The sequence below is a fragment of the Bacillus cereus group sp. BfR-BA-01430 genome (assembly GCF_022663115.1).
GTDB lineage: Bacteria > Bacillota > Bacilli > Bacillales > Bacillaceae_G > Bacillus_A > Bacillus_A cereus_BD.
The window spans coordinates 513418-530507 of sequence record NZ_JAKUEW010000002.1; the positions used below are offsets into that span (position 1 = coordinate 513418).

A 17090-nucleotide genomic window follows, 5' to 3' on the forward strand; every position below is an offset into this window, starting at 1 on the left:
TTTTATTATACACATTTAGCTTGTACTTCTGCATGAACAAAGTTGTCCCTGAATATATAGAATACTAGAAAACATTGTACGATTAAAGTAAAGAGGAGGTTCACCTTTGAATATCCAAACGCTGCAGCAACAACTAGAACTCATTCAACAAAATGATTACACACAAATGCAACATTTCGATATAGATGAGTTGACCCTAGGCATGATGCAGCATATCGGGACAACTAATAGCTATATTCGCAATCAATTAATATATGAATCTTTTTCTCATTTTATCCAACATCACTTTCTGTCCCACGATCAATTAGAATTATTGTTGGCAACATGCCTTAGTGAAGAGTATTTATATTTCGAGATATCATCTCCATATACTGATGGGGTATTCACTCGTTCTTATACAGCATTATTAATTGCTTTAATTATTCAGTTTGATAATGTTCATACGTTTCTATTGCCAGAAACCATAATAGAAATAAAAGAAAAACTTATTACGTGTATGAATTTAGAAGCAGACTTCCGCGGACATATTGAACAAAAAGGATGGGCTCATAGTATCGCGCATATTGCCGACGCCTTTCATCAACTTGTTCAAAATCCTCACATATCCGGTCCGTGTTATGAAGAAATCATTCATTGCTTGTTAAATAAAATATTCATTCATTCGACTATATATTATAATAATGAAGATGAAAGAATTGCTACTCCTCTTTTAGCTATGCTATATTGTGATTTTCCAAAGGAAGCGTTTTTCACCATCTTATATAAAAAAATGAAGCGGCTACCTCAAATTAGAAAACGCCTATCCCTCGATGAATATTGTATGCTATGCGCCAATATAAAAACTTTTTTACGCACATTATTTTTTCGAACAAGAGAAGATCCTCATCTTACCTCACTTGCTAATCGAATCGATAAAATACTACGAGAATTGCCGCAGTACTATTGAAATCTTACATACATGAGGACATAATTCATACGAAAGGAAATATAAAACAAACCGATATCGAAACAATGCAAGCATTAGCAAATCAGCTTCCTTACTCTATGCAATTACATGAAAATACAATTGTTCCTATTCCAAACGGATCACTTTATGAATGTATAAAATCACTCATTACATTGAATGTATTACAGCTTATTTCAAGCAATCAACTCCAATATTTAAGACGATGCCAAAACGAAGCATGTATTTTACTTTTTCTTGATAAAACAGGACGACGAAAATGGTGTTCAATGAAAATATGTGGCAATCGAAACAAAGTTACGAAGCATATGCATAGCAAAAAAAAGTAAGGGAACGTGTCGCTTCCTTACTTTTTTACTTATCCCCTCTACATTCTCTTTACAATCCAACTATTCACCCCTAAAAATTTTAAATATGTGCTCTTTCCTACCATCGTATTTTTCTATATGAGTACTCGTATATTTATCTAATAAACATTCACTTTCTATTTTATCCAGAAGGAATCACATTTATTTTGTCTAAATATATATAGATTCACAAAAATAATCATTCATCTTTGGAGGATTTTTTCATCTGTATTCGGCAAGGATACCTCCTACTTCAATCGTGTGAAGGGTATAGCCCAACGATAAGTGGAGGAGAAATTGTCGTCAGATACGGTATGGTACGTTAAAAGCATAAGATTTTGTTCCATACCAAGTATCTGAAATATCCGCTTTACCCACTCTTCTCTTTGCTTGAATTATTGAATTTCGCTAAATACTTTCTTATGATAGTCAAGGTAAAACAACTTTCTACAACGGAAATGTTGTAAAACATAAGCGTGCCTCATTTAAAGCTGCTCGGAAGCAGTTACAAATTCGACAAACACCATCCGCCCGTAAGAGACTAAAACAAATAGGCTCAAGAGAAAACCGTTATGTAACCGATGTAAACCATCGAATTACAAAGGCACTCGTTGATCAATACCCCTCGAGGCACTATGTTTGTTTTAGAAGATTTAACAGGTATTCGTTCTACAACTGAAAAAGTACGGGTAAAAGACCGTTATATCTCTGTATCTTGGACTTTCTACTAGTTCTGTAAAATACTTGAATATAAAGCTGAATTAAATGGACAGAAAGTGATTGTCGTAGACCCAAAGTACACTTCTCAAACTTGTCCTAAATGTGGACACATTGAGAAAGCGAATCGCAATAAAAAACGACACACTTTTAAGTGTAAAAATTGCCAATACCAATCAAATGGTGACCGTATTGGTGCTATGAATCTACACCGCAAAGGAATTGAACATATTGGTGTAGTTACCTCAGAAGTATAGCTTTTGTGGTAGGGGCGAAGTCAACCGTCCTTATGTTCCACCACACTTAAAGTAGGAGAGTATTACTCGTTCGTACTACTGGGTAGGAACAAGTGTAATTGCTATCTGTGAGGGCAGAGGCACTGTCTACATCAGACAGACACAAGCTCCCACTTCAATCAGACCGTAAAGTCGGATAAGTGGTGAGTTAGTTGACGGTTAAATATATTTCCATTTTAGGTTCAACTGGTTCAATCGGTACATCAGCATTGGATGTAATTGCTAACCATCCTGAACTTTTTCAAATTATCGGCTTAACAGCCAATCATAATATTGAACTTCTTGAAAAGCAAATTGAAATATTTCATCCTCCAAGATCTTACATATTATTCAAATAAATTTCCTTAAAGGAGAGACACATATGATTTCTAAATTAAATCCAGCTTCTATTGAAATAGCAAAAGCTATTCTTGCTATTCAAATTCCGGCTTATAAAATTGAAGCAAAGTATATAAACAGTCATGCCATTCCGCGTTTATATGACCGCGTTACCGATATTCAAAATTGTGAAGAAACCTTTTATGGCTATTTCTTAGAACACACATTAGTAGGTTTTATTTCATTTACAAACGAGGAATCTTTCGTCGATATCCATCGACTCGTCGTATCACCAAACTATTTTCATAGAGGAATTGCTACTGACCTATTACTTCATCTATTCCAACTCTTCCCTCATATACATACATATATTGTACAGACAGGCAAAGCAAACACCCCTGCCCTTTCTCTATATAAAAAACATGGATTTGTTGAAACACAGAATATTTTGTTACCTGATGGAACACTCCTTGCTAAATTAGAAAAATCTAAATAAATTAAATAGTTTGACTTAATTTGTTTTTTATGTTATTTTTTTAATTATAAAACCTTTTGCTGAATCCACTATGTGGAGCGGGGGACCCATTTTTGTAGCATTTGCTACTTGGGGCGAATCTTTTTAAGTAGGGAAACTCTCACTTCCCGAGTCCGACAGCTAACCTCGTAAGCGTAATGGGAGAGGGAAGGTGCTTTTTACTGATGTTACACAGCATTCCTCCTTAACTATAAATGATCTGGAATCGATGTCACAAGAAACCTATATTTATAGTAAAGGAGACTCGTACAATGTTACGTTTATCAGATCATGAAATAAAAATGATGGAACAGCGTGTTCGATTGGAACAACAACGTACGTATCAAGCAAATAAAATGGTCAACAACTTGCATCACAAATACTTTTTCCAACACATTTTTCAGCCAAAAAGATAGAGTAACAATCTAACATATGTACAAGTAGAAAAAAGCTTTGCACCATATTGCAAAGCTTTTTTCTTTTCAAGATTAAAAATATTTCTTCTTTAAACCCTTTATCCAATTAGAACATAAATATTTTTTCGTACATCACACATCAAAAGTAGGAGTGCATGTTTTTTATATCTAAAACTATTGTTTCATCATTGGCCTCTAAACCTTTTACCATCATCAGGTCATGTCGTACTTTGAATATTTCAACAGTGGTCATTCCAATCGGATTGGGATGTTGCTTCGTTTTTTGCAAAATCTCCCTTTTCATCAAAATTCTCAAAACCTCTTGATCTCCTAACCTGTGTTTTATGCCTTTCTTTAAACTTCATCTGTAAACAATAGAATGATAGCATGTGAATATTCCTTAAGTTCAATTAAGCCTTCTCCATACTCCGGATATACATGAATACATCTTCTACCATTTTTTACACCCGTTTTTTATTTCTTCCAAACTCACTTCATTTATTTTTGATGGAAAAGCATTATGCTTTGCGCATACTGAAAGACGATACATTCGTTCTATATCATATTGCTTAAAAAAACATTCTCTCTTCTTCCCGAATGTTTTTTTATAAAAATCCCCTTTCTTTTTCTGAATAACAAATGAATTAAGCGGAATAAAAAGTCCTTTCCCCATCATCTTGATATAACTTTCTTTTATAGTCCATAAATCATAAAAATATAATTGACGTTCTTTTTCTTGTAATTGATTCAATTTCGCTTGTTCTTGTATAGAAAAAAAAGCCTCTACACCTCTTGTATCCTCTTGGTACATATACTCTACATCTATACCAACTTCCTGATTATCTATTACACAAACAACCCATGAACCCGAATGCGATAAATTGAAGTGGAATTTTTCATATGATATATATGGCTTTCCATAAGAATTTTTATTTAATCTCATATGAGTGAATGGAATCTTGTAACGATATCGACATAAGATTTTCAAAAGAGCATGCGCTACCAACGTTCTATCTTGATCCTCTTGTCTTATCATTTGTGAAATTTTCCTTTTTCGTTCCGAATCAATAATAGATAGCATATTTTTTCGTAAAAAAGGAGAAATTCCTTCTCTAACATTAACGGAAAAAATCTCCAAATTATCACCTACATTTCAAAATCAAATTCTCCTATCTCCTCTTTTTCGTTGGCAGACTGATCTATAAAATGAATAATTGACTTTTCTGGATTCCGAATCATTTCTCCACCTAACCATTGGAACAAGCGCTTCATATATAATACAGTTGTTGAATGTATAAATCCTTCTTGATATGAAAATTCTAAATGATAATACTTTCCTTTTTTTTGTACAATTAGACCATATTGATGTTGTACTATAGACTCTAAAAATGAAAATGTTTTAAATTCTACCATGTTATTTACCGAGGTCGTTTCTATTTCCATATTTAAAAAATTAAATGTTATATACAAAGGTAATCGATAAAATTTAGGATTCACTCCAATTTTATGTGCTATTTTTTCAAATGGTAATGATGAATTTGAAAGTAACTCTGTAACACCACATTGAACCTTTTTCATGATATCAATAAAACTATCTTCTTTTTTTATTTGTAATCGAAGTGGTAATATATGCACGAACAACCCAATTGTTTGGTCAAAATTTGGCATGCTCCTAGTTGAAATTGGAATTCCTACAATCAAATCTTCACACTCACTAACACAATATAACATGGAAAAAAACATAGCACAGAAACCCGAAAAATTTGAAATATTATTCTTCCGACATAAAATTAGTAATTGGTTGATTATTTCAGTCGAAAGCGTTATCGACTCATAGCTTCCTTTATCAACTCTCGAAACACCTTCCTTGTTATCAGCAATTGGAAGTAACGAGAGTTTCTTTGATAATTTCCCCCTCCAATAGTCCAATTCTTCTTCTATTCTATTTTCATCCAATTTTCTCCGACAAAACTCAGCATACTGAACTATTTCTGGTAATTCTTGTACATTACACTTTCCATATTGTTGATAATAATGAATTAATTCCTTGAAAATTGTATAAAATGATTGTTCATCCGATATAATATGATGTACACTCATAACGAATTGATGAATCTGTTTAGAAATTTTAATTATACAACAACGATATAGTGGCCCTTTTTCTAAATCAAAACTTATTTGAGACTCTTGCTTCACAATCTCATCCATAGTCATAGCAGTTTTTTGTAAATCTATGAAATGCAGATTCACTTCCTTATCATTTAAAAACAATACCAATTGTTTTCCTTTTTGTTGAACTACACTTTGTAATACCTTATGTCGCTTGAATACTTTCTCTAACGCCCATGATAGTCCTTTATAATTTAATTCTCCATATATCGGCATTGTTGCAGTTAAACAAAAACTTCCAGAATTAATCCCTTTATCCATAACCCATACACCTTTTTGAGCTAAAGATAGAGGCACAACATTGTCACTGAATCTAGTTAATACAACACTTTTCTCTTCTTTTTTTTCATTATCAATAAAACGAGCAATCGTACGAATTGATCCATCCTTGAAAAAATATTGTATTGGTACTCGGACTTGAAAAGTTTTATATAAAATTCCAATTATACGAATAGCCGATATAGAGCTACCACCTAATGCAAAGAAAGGATACTTATAATTAAGATGGTTTGTCTTCAATACCTCTTCATAGATTCTCGCAACCTGATTTTCTGTATCAGATAAAACACGTGTATCATCTAACTGATTCGGCAACATTTTTTGTAAAAGTTCATCTCGATTCACTTTCCCATTATTTGTTAAAGGAATTGTTGCTATTGGTATAAAATTTATGGGTATCATATAAGATGGCAGATATAGCTTTAAAAACTTCTTTAACCCCTCAATTGAGCACTTTTCATTCTCAATATAAAATACGATGATAATCTTTCTTTTATTTTCAAAAATTGCTATCGCTCTTTTTATTCCTTTATGTTGTTCTATCACTTTCTCAATCTCATTTAAATCTATTCTTTGTCCATGAATTTTCACTTGAAAATCTTCTCTACCCACTATTTCAATTAATCCATTACGAAAATATCGTCCTAAATCCCCAGTTCGATACATACGTTCCTTTGTTTCAGGATGAATAATAAACTTACTCTTTGTTAACTCTTGATTATTCATATATCCTTTTGCTAATCCTAATCCGCTACAATACATCGTACCAATAACACCAATAGGCACTTGCTCCAAATTTTCATTTAATATGTGATACTTCACATTGTTTATTGGAGATCCATATGGGATACTCTTCTGATACGGTTTTCTTGGGTCTATTTCATACCAAATATTCCACAATGTAGTTTCTGTTGGTCCACCTACACTAATAACTTGGGTGTCCCCCGCATGAATTTGTATGCGGGCGGGCATTTTTAGTGGAATCCAGTCTCCTCCTAAAAACACTCTCCTTATACTGGAAATCTTTTGTTCCTTAAAATAATCCATATAGTCTAACAACATCTCCATCATTGCGGGAACAGAATTCCAAATGGTAACATTATGTGCTCTCATTATGTCTAACCAATACTTCGGATCTTTTGATTTCTCTGGAATTACTAGCGTACCTCCCCATAACAAAAGGCCAAAAATATCATATACAGACATATCATGATGCAGTGCTGTTAAGGCTAATATTTTATCGCCCAATTTAATAGGAAAAGATTGTTGGGTTGCAAAAAGAACATTTAATAAACCTCTTTCTCCTATTTCCACCCCTTTTGGTTGCCCAGTAGAGCCTGATGTATATATGATATAAATTGAAGCATTATCATTCTTATATTCTGGAATATCATATTCAATGTTTAATTGATTTTCCTTATCCTTTGTTACACAATGAATAATCGGTACTTGTAACTCACTCATTTTCTCCAATAATTGAGGTTGTGTACATACTATTTTTGCTTTTGCTTGTTGCAAATATCTCTGCACACGTTGAAGAGGTAATTCAGCATCTATTGGTAAATACGTAGCTCTACAATATAAAATGGCAAGAACGCTTACTATCTGTTCCCATCCTTTATTCATTACTATACCTACAGTATCTCCTGGTTTCACACCATGAACTCTCAATTTATGTGCCTCTTTTTTCACCAAATTATGGAGTGTATGATAAGTAATATAATGTTCAGCCATTTCAATCGCATAAGCTTCTTTATTTTTCATGAAACTTTTCTCAAGCAAAAAGAGTAAATTACAATTTGGAATATTAACAACTGGACCATGTACTTGTTTTTCGATTATTTTTTTATGTTTGCAAGGTAATAATTCTACCCTACTCTTTCGCCAATTCTCTCTTGACATAGATAAATATTGAATAAAGTTCACATTCATATCTATCATATCTACAATCATTGTATGATTAAATAAACCATTTACTATATCCCAATTCAAATATAAACATCCAGCTTCTTCTGATACAAAAGCATCTAATCCTACTTGAGATGTCTGTGAAATCCAATATCCCTGTCGAAATACGCCATCAACTCTTTTTTTCAAATGTAGTAACCCAGTAAATACAATAGGTAAAATTGTTTCTTCAACATTTTCATTTCTTTTAGAAAGCTCTCTTATTAATTCTAATCCATGTACATGACTATGCTCTAATACTTCCCAACTTTCTTTTTGTACCCTCCTTACAATTGATAAAAATGATTCTTTTCTATAAAAGTCAAACTTCATCGGGACAAAAGAAGCAAATTGCCCAACTAAATTTTCTACATGCGGATGAATAAACTTACGCTGAAATTGCGGAATATTTAGCGTAAAGCTTTGGTCTTCACTCCATAACGCAATTGTCTTTGCAAATACCGAAAGCAATGCAATAAACGGTGTAATTTCTTCTTCACGACAAAATTCTTGAAATTTTCTCCAAACCTCTTTGTCAATCCTTCGTGTCATTCGAAATGTTTTTGGCTGATTCATCCGAAAAGGAGAACATATTACAGGTAAAGATGGGGCCGGTGGTAATTCTGTTAACTTTTTTTTCCAATAGTCCACATCTCGCTTGTATAACATCTCCTCCATGCTGTTTTGCTTAGCCATCATGTAATCCCTAAATGTAATGTGTAATGGAGCTATTTCAGCCTCGGTATTCATGTAAAGCATATTTAATTCTTCCAATAAAATCTCTTGACTCCACAAATCCAATATAAGCGCATCGTAATAAAAATGTATAATAGCTTTTGAATCATTTAGACGTGTTACTCCTATTTGAAACAATGTGTTCCCCTCGTCGATAGGGATATCAATATGTTGCATTTTCTTTCTAATTTTGCGTAATTGTTTCTTTTTATACTTGTTAGAAGCCCCTGTTAAATCAATTGTTTTCACATGTAAAGAAACCTCTTCTTCAATGCGCTGAACACCAGATTTAGGATCCACTATTGTTTTTAATACAGGGTGTCGCTCCATCAATTTTTTTAATGCATATAAAAAGCGCTGATGTTCATATGTATCACAATTCCACTCTACATATACATGTGTTCCACCCCCTCCAAGAGGCAATTCAGGGTACCTACCGATTAAATAAGCTTGTTGCATTTGATTTAACTGATATGGTTCATAACGGTTCTCATAATCCCCTTTTACTATTTCCTTCATGTTAGTATGTAGATATTCATCATTTAACATTTTATTTTTTTTAAGCCACTGAGCAATTCCTCTAATTGTGGGATTTTTAAAGAATTCTTGAAACGGTAAGATTACGTGTAAATCTGTACGTATTTTGTATAAAAGCTGTACCACTAATAACGAATGTCCTCCTAATTCAAAAAAATCGTCATCCGTACCAATTGAATGAGTTAAAAAGATATTTTTCCAAATCTCTAAAAGTCTTTTCTCTAAATCTGTATCTACCTTGTGATCCACATTCCTCCTTTCAAAAAATAACATTTCATTTAACTGCTTATAATCAACTTTTCCATTATAGGTCATCGGAAAAGTTTTGGTTACTCCCCAATAGACCGGTATCATATAATGTGGAAGCTCAATTGCTAAATAAGCTTTTATCTGTGAGATTTTCACATTCGAATCATTTGGAATATAACATGCACATATATCAATTGCTTCCGCATTCTTCCTTGTAAACACAAGAACATCTTTTATCCCAGGATATTTTAATAGCCTTTCTTCTATTTCTTTTAACTCAACACGCTGCCCACGAATTTTCACTTGCTGATCCATTCGTGAAATAAAATCAAGTCTTCCATCATCATGAACTTTAACCAAATCTCCTGTTTTATAGACTCTTTCTCCAATATGAGAAATGTATTCAAAACGATTATTAGTTAAAGTGTCTTCGTTTAAATAGCCTCTTGCCAGCCCTTCTCCCCCAATCCATAGTTCTCCAACTTGTCCTTTTTCAACTGGGATTCCTTTCTCATTCATAACATACAATCTTGTATTATAAATAGGATATCCAATATGAAAATGATCCCCCTCTATATGTGCACCTGTTGACCATACTGTTGTTTCTGTTGGTCCGTACATATGATAAATCTGTACATTTTCTTGAGCCCTTAGTTTCGTAACTATAGACTTATGGCATTCTTCCCCCCCTATTATTATGATTGTATTTGATTTAAATATTTTTTCAGTATTTCCTAACATTAGCCATTGCAAACGAGAAGGTGTCGTTTGTATAATATCAGGTTGATGAATCTGAATATATTCTCCCAAATATTTTGGATTTTTTAAAATTTCTTCGTTAACTAGTAGAATCGTCATCCCAGTTAACAACGGTAAAAGTGATTCTAAAACAAAAATATCAAATGAAACAGTGGTCGTACAAAGGACACTTTTTCTTTTAAAACAAGGTACTATATGTAACATCCCAAAGATAAAATTAATAACCGATTTATGCTCAATCATAACCCCTTTTGGTCTACCAGTTGACCCTGATGTATACAATATGTAAGCTAATTGATCATTTGATACATTTACCTGTACCGGTTCTCTCCATTCTTTTAGAAATATTTCACATCCATGTCTAAATTGATATTGTCCACTAACAATATTTCTACTTCTCTTTTTCTGTTCAATAGTCAACATTACGTCATAGCGATATTTAGTCAATTCATTTGCAATTGTACAATTTTTTTCCGTACATGAAACTTGTATATTTTCATGAAATTGATTTTTTAAGTCATAAAAGAATTCTTTTGATAAAAACAATTCTCTTGACCAATCTAACTTTGTTCTTGCACTATGATGTTTCTTTTTATAACTATGCAAATCATTATATAGGAGTGACTTTTTCTCTATGTCCATCACATCTCCAATAAACACAAAACCACCTTTTTTCACTTTGTTCACCATAATTCTTAGCACATTTCTTAAGTAATTATGGCTTGGAAAAGTTTGTGCAACACTATTCATAATAATAAGATCAAATTCTCCAGAAATCCCCTCTATTTCATGTGCTGCAAGACATTTGAACTCAACATTGTTATATAACGGTGCTATCGTTTTTTCACAGTGCTCAATCATCGGTTTAGAAAAGTCTACCCCAATATATTCCCCTACATGTGGTGCAATAGCTTGTAAAGTAATTCCCGAAGCACATCCAATTTCTAATACTCTTAACTGTTTATTTAAAATCGGCTTTAATTTCCTATAAATATTATCCGCGTATTCTTTCATTTCTTCTTCTGAAAAGAGCTCACCATCAAAACTACTAAACCACCCACCACCTGCAATTTCATCATTCGCTTGTATAGCTATATAATCCCAATGTTTATTGTCAATAGATATGTCTTCTTGTATCTTCTCCATATCTTCTATTGATGCATCAATAGCTAAAAATGCTTCAAATTGTTTATATTCCCATTGTAATTTCTCTATCTTTACTTGATGACGCTTTACCGTTAAAACCGTATTCATCTCTGTATCTTTAATCATCTGACCAATCCTTTCATATGGTAGGATTGGATCAAGAGGAACATATGCACCTCCAGCTTTCAATATCCCTAGCATCGCGATAATAAAATAGGCAGATCTTTCCATATAAATTCCTATAGGAGATTCAGCTCTAATCTTCCTCTCCTTAATCAAATAATGCGCTATTTGATTTGAATATTCTTGAATTTCATAATATGTCCATTCCTTAACACTTTCTCGAATCGCTACTTTCTGTGGCATAAGATTTGCTTGATAATCAAACAACTGATGGATACATTTATTTTCCCATTCTACATTCTTCATTCGTTCTCCCTCTAACAATGGTCGAATAACCATTATCGCACCTCCAGTCTTCAAGTTTATTTACCATCTCTGTGATTACCTGACGGTAATGCTCATTTAAATAAAAATGTCCTCCTGTAAATTGATTCACTTCTATATGATCATCAGAATATTCCTTCCATTTATCTAAATCTTTTAAACTAACAAAAGCATCATTGTCTCCACCATATATAGAGAGTGGTATAGAAAGTTTTATTTTTGAAGAGAAATTGCTATTTTCAATCAAGGAAAAGTCATGTCTTAAAATTGGTAAAACATAAGATTTTATATCTTGATATTCAAGCATTTCATCAGGAAGACCACCATATTTTATAATTTCTTGTAAAAATAAAAAATCTGAAAGTCCAGATATCTTTTTTTGTTTTTCAAAAATATGAGGTGGAACAGTTCCGGAAATAAATAGCATGGTTGCTGATATATTATACTTTCTTTGCAAGTAATGAGCCCATTCCACCCCTAACAATCCCCCCATGCTATGACCAAATATAGCAAATGGTATTTCAACATAAGAAAAAATGTCATCTGTTAACCTTTCAATGCAAGAATGGATTGATTCTAATGCTTCTTCACTCGAACGATTTTCTCTCATAGGAAGCTGTATTGGGCAAATATCAATCCAATCTGGGAAATAATCCATCCATCTATAAAAATAAGAAGCACTCCCCCCGGCATGGGGGAAGCAAAATATTCGCACAACTGGTTCTATTCTAATTGTCTTATATGGTATCCATTTGCTAGTTGTTCTGTCCATATTCTTGCTCCTTTTCTATCTTGCCATCCTTAATTGTAATAATGCGTTTTGCATACTTCATAACCGAAGGATCATGCGTTGTAAAAATAAATGTTGTACCATTACTTTCATTTATGCTTAACATCATATTCATAATCGCCTTTCCAGTTTCTGAATCCAAGCTAGCTGTGGGTTCATCCGCAATTACAAGTTTTGGTTCTCCAACAATTGCCCTTGCAATTGCAACTCGTTGTCTCTGCCCACCACTTAGCTCATCCGGCTTATGATGCATATAATGTTGTAATCCAACTTGTTCAATAATCCGAGTTATTTTTTCGTGCCTTTCAGTCTTTGAATGCTTCTGCAAAAGAAGAGGTAGTTCTATATTTTCATACACCGTTAATACTGGAATTAAATTAAATGATTGAAAGATAAAACCAATCATTTCTGACCGTAAATTGGTAGCCTCTGAATCAGAAATTCTCGATACATCCTTATCATTAATCCATAGTTGGCCTGAAGTAATAGAATCCATACAACCAATTATGTTTAAAATCGTGCTTTTTCCCGAACCTGAAGGTCCTATAATTCCTAAAAATTCACTTTTTTTAACAGCTAAGTCTATATTTTGTAAAGCAGGTACTTCCGTTTTCCCTAATCTATACACTTTTGAAACATGGTCTAGTCGAATAATTTCCATTTAGATTCACCTCATTTTCTCCCTATAAATCCTTATCGTTAAACATTCTTCAAAGCCTCAACTACTTTAATTTTAGTAACTCGAAAAACTGCCGATAAAGATCCTATAACTCCCGCAAAAGCTCCTATACCAATTCCTATTACATACTCACTCCACCCCCACTCTGTATAAAGTCGCTTAGAAACAGGAAGTGCTCGGTCTTCAACCGCCGGAATGGGAATCCCTACTTGACTAATCCAAAATGTAAGGAACGCACCCAATATACATCCTAATACCGCCCCAAGTAATCCTACCAATACACCTTCATATAAAAACATTTTACAAATAGACTTCCGTTGCATTCCCATCGCTCGTAATGTACCGATCTCTTTCTTTCTCTCAATTACACTCATTGACATCGCACTGATTAAACTAAAAATCGCTACTATAAGTAAAATTAAAATAAAGATTGTTAGAAAGCTTTCATCGCCTTTTATATCCTCCAAACTAGATTTAGCATACTCTGTCCATGGTGAAATCTGAACAGTATCTTTTATTGACAACGGAAGTTTTCTATCCAATAATTCAATCACTTGATTCACGTCTTTATAATTCTGTAGCCCTATCATAATTTCAGTAGACACATTGGGCATTTCTAATAATGTTCTAGCTGTCTCTACATTCATATACATGGCACGTTTATCCATGGAAGTAAATCCTGTTTCAAAAACCCCTCGAATTGTCACCTCTTTTTGCTTGATTTCGCCATCCTTTGATTTCAGCAATAATTGAATTTTCTTCCCTACATCTAAACCATAGAGTTTCGCCATTACTTTACCAATCATTACTCCATCATCATTTCCTTGTAAATATGTACCAGAAGTAATATGAGAAGCAATTACCCCAAACTTAGCTTCTTTTTCTGGTTCAATTCCTATTCCTTGAAAAGGAAGAGAATCTCCATCAATAGAAATAAAACCTGAAAATTCAACCCTTTGACCTACAAAATTTACTTCTTTCATCCCAGACAATATTTTCGTAATTTCTTGCTGCTCTTCTCTACTAATATTTGCATTAAGAGGAAACTGTTCACTAACTTTAGCTTTCTCGTAATCAATTTGATGTATTTGGATGTGTCCTGTTAAATGTTTAGGAATTAACTGATACGCATCTTCTATTCGAAATCGCATAAAAGCAATCGAAAAAATTAATATGGAAACAATAAACATAAAACCTAACATATTTAAAATTGTCCTTCTTTTATTACGACGTATATTACGCCATGCTAAATGAAATATAGGCATTTTACTCGCCTCCTTCCTTATTAAACATCATGCAATGCTTCAATTGGTCTTTTCTTTGAAACAACCAATGCTGGATAAATCACACTAATTACTGGTAAAAAAACTCCAATTACAATGGTTATTATTACTCCTTGCATAGTCAAATGAGGATATACAATATTCCCTAATCCAACTTTTTCAGTCGTTGCCCCTAAATAAATACCATGAATAGAAAATATTTCACTTACAAGTCCAGCACACAAACAGCCTAATACGGCTGCAATAAAGCCAATAAACACTGCTTCTGCTAACATCATATAAAAAACTTTCCATCTCCCCATTCCAATCGCTCGCAGAGTGCCAATATCTCTTATCCTTTCAAACGCTGAAATAAGCTGCACATTTGCAATTCCAGTTGCTACAACAAGAACAAGTAGAATTAAAAGTGCAATGATAACAAAGTCTAATGTGCTATTGATATCATGTAACCCTTGATATAATGTAGTCCAAGGTAAAATATCATACTGACCTCCCCCTAACGTTTCTTTTATCTTCGAGTTTACTTGCTCAACCTTATTTGGATCTTTAATTAAAAAAGAAATTTCAGAAGCTTTATCTTCCAAACCTAGCATTTGTTGTATAGAATGAATATTAGCAATCATTAAAGAGCGATCGTTGTTATCAGTTCCCGTTTCAAAAATCCCTACTACTTTAAATGTGTCTAACCGCTTATGCATTTTTTCATTCATAACCTCTAACTCTACCGTATCATTCAATTTTACCTTTAAAAATTCCACTAATTCATTCCCTAAAACTACCTCATTGCCCGATTTAGCAAATCTCCCCATTTTCATCTGAGCACGTATAGAATAAGCTGCTTTCTCGTTCCCTAATTCAATTCCCCTAACAACAATCGTTTCCTTTTGTCCTGACTTTATAATTACCCCCCTCATCTTTATTTCTTTCATTGCACCTTGAACATCTTTTACTTCATTTTTCACCCTTTGAATTACTTTTTCTGGTTTATCTAACATCATATTAAGCGGGAGCATTTCAGACTTTTTATAGTAACCTTCCTGATAGACCATAACATGACCTATGTCATTAAAAATTGCTGCACTGGACATATCTTTAAACCCTTGAATGAATGCTTGTGCAAAACCAAATAATAAAATACTAAAAAATACAGTACCAAAGACAAATAAATTTCGTTTCCAATACTTGACTACATTTCTATAGGCTATCTTGAGGAGCATATCCTTCATTCATCCTCCCTTTTATTTCATTCCAACTTTCACACTCATATTGCCACCTGGATGTGAATTTTCGTATAACATTTGATGACCTTTAGCAACCTCATCCCAATTCAAAACTCTAGTAATGTTAGGACGAATTACTTTTTCTCGAAAATGCTGTAAAACTCTTTCAATCTCCTCTTTTGTTCCTGCATGGCTTCCTTGTAATCTTTTTTGCTCTAACCATAAAAAACGTAAATCTAACGAGCCTTGATACCCCGTTGTTCCTCCGCATAATACAACCATTCCGCCCTTTTCACATACGAATAAAGAAGTTGGTAAAGTTTGTTCTCCAGGATGTTCAATAATAATATCTGGATTTTTCCTTTTTCCTAACACATTCCATATTTCACGCCGAAATCTCAATGCACCTTTTAGCCAGCGACGACGTCCTTTTTCATTTTTCATGAATTGGTCTACCGATCCCCAATGATTAAACTTTTTCCGGTTTATGTAACCTACAGCTCCAAATCTCATACATTCTTTTCCTCTTTCATCATTAGAAACAATAGCAATCGGAATTCCTCCATAATGTTTTGCTATTTGAATTGCCATATTCCCTACACCCCCGTAACCTCCCCATATCAAAACTACATTTCCGGGCTGAATAGCATTTTCTTCATAATTTGTTAACATACGTTCTGCTGTAATGGCTGTTGCAAAGCTAGAAGCTGCTTCACACCAATCTAAGAAAGGCGGCTTCCTAAAACATTGTTCCTGTTTCACCCTACTATATTGTGCAAAAGCTCCCCAATTCGATTCATAACCCCATATCCGAAAAGAGGGACTCAATATTGGATCTTTTCCTTTTTGAATGTAAGGACAATTACGCTCGTATTGATTTCCGATGACTATTACTTCATCTCCAACTTTAAACCTTGTAACATCCTTTCCGACTCCAAATACAATACCACTCGCTTCTGAACCGCAAATATGGAAAGGATGCGGTTCATCATATAATCCATGGTTTTTCAAAACATTTACAGGTTTACCTAGGCCAGCCCATACAGCATTGTAATTTATTCCTGCTGCCATATTGTAAATAATAATTTCCCCTTCTCTTGGTTGAGGTACATCTACAATTTCCACTTTCATCGACTCAAGAGGTGGACCAAATCTATTTTCCCTAACTGTCCATGCATACATTTTTTTAGGAACTACTCCATTAGGTGGTTTGTCACCAATCTCAAATAAATTGTCATGAACAGACTTTACACTATATGTCATATTTCATTATCCTTT

12 protein-coding genes, 2 pseudogenes and 1 riboswitch are annotated in these 17090 nt (G+C 33.5%); of the genes and pseudogenes, 6 read left to right on the plus strand and 8 right to left on the minus strand.

All coding sequences use genetic code 11. The features are described 5' to 3' along the window. Window positions 1-106 precede the first annotated feature (106 nt). The 6 genes and pseudogenes from MR058_RS07100 to MR058_RS07125 all read left to right on the plus strand — a co-directional run bounded on the left by MR058_RS07100 (window position 107) and on the right by MR058_RS07125 (window position 3572). Window positions 107-946, plus strand: a complete 840-nt coding sequence (locus MR058_RS07100) for a DUF2785 domain-containing protein (RefSeq protein WP_242143300.1) — start codon at window positions 107-109, stop codon at window positions 944-946. Beyond that, window positions 943-1293 carry a CGNR zinc finger domain-containing protein gene (locus MR058_RS07105; protein ID WP_242143301.1) on the plus strand — a complete coding sequence of 117 codons (351 nt, stop codon included), beginning with the start codon at window positions 943-945 and terminating at the stop codon, window positions 1291-1293. The genes MR058_RS07100 and MR058_RS07105 overlap by 4 nt, the downstream gene beginning before the upstream one ends. A 436-nt stretch (window positions 1294-1729) precedes the next feature. Beyond that, window positions 1730-2285 (plus strand): annotated as a pseudogene (locus MR058_RS07110) (RNA-guided endonuclease TnpB family protein); the annotation flags it as partial. Between the two features lie 191 nt (window positions 2286-2476). Then, window positions 2477-2635, plus strand: a pseudogene (locus MR058_RS07115) (1-deoxy-D-xylulose-5-phosphate reductoisomerase); the annotation flags it as partial. 50 nt (window positions 2636-2685) lie between these two features. Next, a complete protein-coding gene (locus MR058_RS07120; protein WP_242143302.1) occupies window positions 2686-3138 on the plus strand; it encodes a GNAT family N-acetyltransferase in 453 nt (150 codons plus the stop codon). Window positions 3139-3185: 47 nt separating this feature from the next. Next, window positions 3186-3328, plus strand: a riboswitch (cyclic di-AMP (ydaO/yuaA leader). Window positions 3329-3428: 100 nt separating this feature from the next. After that, on the plus strand, window positions 3429-3572 hold the full coding sequence (locus tag MR058_RS07125) for a hypothetical protein (RefSeq protein ID WP_012094586.1): 144 nt from the start codon (window positions 3429-3431) through the stop codon (window positions 3570-3572). A gap of 139 nt (window positions 3573-3711) precedes the next feature. Here the strand turns inward: MR058_RS07125 and MR058_RS23610 are convergent, their stop codons facing one another. The 8 genes from MR058_RS23610 to ccrA form a co-directional block, all read right to left on the minus strand. Next, on the minus strand, window positions 3712-3876 hold the full coding sequence (locus tag MR058_RS23610) for a TrmO family methyltransferase domain-containing protein (protein WP_396021428.1): 165 nt from the start codon (window positions 3874-3876) through the stop codon (window positions 3712-3714). Between the two features lie 147 nt (window positions 3877-4023). Next, window positions 4024-4653: a 4'-phosphopantetheinyl transferase family protein gene (locus MR058_RS07130; RefSeq protein WP_396021429.1), complete on the minus strand. Its 630-nt coding sequence runs from the start codon at window positions 4651-4653 to the stop codon at window positions 4024-4026. A gap of 65 nt (window positions 4654-4718) precedes the next feature. Next, window positions 4719-11855 carry a non-ribosomal peptide synthetase gene (locus tag MR058_RS07135; RefSeq protein ID WP_242143304.1) on the minus strand — a complete coding sequence of 2379 codons (7137 nt, stop codon included), beginning with the start codon at window positions 11853-11855 and terminating at the stop codon, window positions 4719-4721. Beyond that, window positions 11797-12612, minus strand: a complete 816-nt coding sequence (locus MR058_RS07140) for a thioesterase II family protein (RefSeq protein WP_242143305.1) — start codon at window positions 12610-12612, stop codon at window positions 11797-11799. Before MR058_RS07140 ends, MR058_RS07135 begins: the two co-directional genes overlap by 59 nt. Continuing rightward, entirely contained in the window at window positions 12596-13291 is a 696-nt protein-coding gene (locus MR058_RS07145) for an ABC transporter ATP-binding protein (RefSeq protein ID WP_242143306.1), read from the minus strand. Before MR058_RS07145 ends, MR058_RS07140 begins: the two co-directional genes overlap by 17 nt. 38 nt (window positions 13292-13329) lie before the next feature. Next, the gene (locus MR058_RS07150) at window positions 13330-14574 is read right to left on the minus strand and encodes an ABC transporter permease (protein WP_242143307.1); all 1245 of its coding nucleotides are present in this window, start codon (window positions 14572-14574) and stop codon (window positions 13330-13332) included. 20 nt (window positions 14575-14594) lie between these two features. Then, on the minus strand, window positions 14595-15818 hold the full coding sequence (locus MR058_RS07155) for an ABC transporter permease (protein ID WP_242143308.1): 1224 nt from the start codon (window positions 15816-15818) through the stop codon (window positions 14595-14597). A 12-nt stretch (window positions 15819-15830) separates the two neighbouring features. Next, window positions 15831-17075, minus strand: a complete 1245-nt coding sequence (gene ccrA / locus MR058_RS07160) for a crotonyl-CoA carboxylase/reductase (protein ID WP_242143309.1) — start codon at window positions 17073-17075, stop codon at window positions 15831-15833. Between the last annotated feature and the right edge of the window lie 15 nt (window positions 17076-17090).

What these genes read in the sequence shown, in the direction of transcription:
- MR058_RS07120 (WP_242143302.1), top strand. Translation starts at nt 2,686, where the DNA reads ATGATTTCTAAATTAAATCCAGCTTCTATTGAAATAGCAAAAGCTATT.
- MR058_RS07125 (WP_012094586.1), top strand. Translation starts at nt 3,429, where the DNA reads ATGTTACGTTTATCAGATCATGAAATAAAAATGATGGAACAGCGTGTT.
- MR058_RS23610 (WP_396021428.1), bottom strand. Translation starts at nt 3,876, where the DNA reads ATGAAAAGGGAGATTTTGCAAAAAACGAAGCAACATCCCAATCCGATT.
- MR058_RS07130 (WP_396021429.1), bottom strand. Translation starts at nt 4,653, where the DNA reads ATGCTATCTATTATTGATTCGGAACGAAAAAGGAAAATTTCACAAATG.
- MR058_RS07135 (WP_242143304.1), bottom strand. Translation starts at nt 11,855, where the DNA reads ATGGTTATTCGACCATTGTTAGAGGGAGAACGAATGAAGAATGTAGAA.
- MR058_RS07140 (WP_242143305.1), bottom strand. Translation starts at nt 12,612, where the DNA reads ATGGACAGAACAACTAGCAAATGGATACCATATAAGACAATTAGAATA.
- MR058_RS07145 (WP_242143306.1), bottom strand. Translation starts at nt 13,291, where the DNA reads ATGGAAATTATTCGACTAGACCATGTTTCAAAAGTGTATAGATTAGGG.
- MR058_RS07150 (WP_242143307.1), bottom strand. Translation starts at nt 14,574, where the DNA reads ATGCCTATATTTCATTTAGCATGGCGTAATATACGTCGTAATAAAAGA.
- MR058_RS07155 (WP_242143308.1), bottom strand. Translation starts at nt 15,818, where the DNA reads ATGAAGGATATGCTCCTCAAGATAGCCTATAGAAATGTAGTCAAGTAT.
- ccrA (WP_242143309.1), bottom strand. Translation starts at nt 17,075, where the DNA reads ATGACATATAGTGTAAAGTCTGTTCATGACAATTTATTTGAGATTGGT.